Source organism: Erwinia sp. PME.40.26/001 (genome assembly GCF_055556675.1).
In genome coordinates, this window is the sequence record NZ_JBVHNP010000235.1 from 1 (window position 1) to 263 (window position 263).

Sequence of the window (263 nt, forward strand, 5' to 3'; positions counted from 1 at the left end):
TCGGGTCCGGGGCGCGAGCAGTTGCCAATCGGCGACGAGGGTCAGACGCGGATCGCGGCCCTTCGTGCCATACCAGCGCTGTCGCGGCATCCACACGGTCAGGAGATCGAGGAGGTCACCCATGCGGCGAGGCTAACGCGATCACCCGCGGAGTGCGCGGGTCTTGCGCGGCCGCTTCTTCGATGAGAAGGCGTCAGGATGCCTCGGACTCGGGGTCCGCGTCGTCGCGGTCTCTTCGGCGGGGGAGCGCTTTGCGGGCGACG

Annotated in this window: 1 protein-coding gene; it reads right to left on the reverse strand. The window is 69.6% G+C overall.

What is annotated here, in order from left to right; genetic code table 11:
* Positions 1-123 (reverse strand): maltokinase N-terminal cap-like domain-containing protein (locus ACZ3HG_RS23995; RefSeq protein WP_465334912.1); only part of this gene is annotated, 123 nt, incomplete at its 3' end.
* Between the last annotated feature and the right edge of the window lie 140 nt (positions 124-263).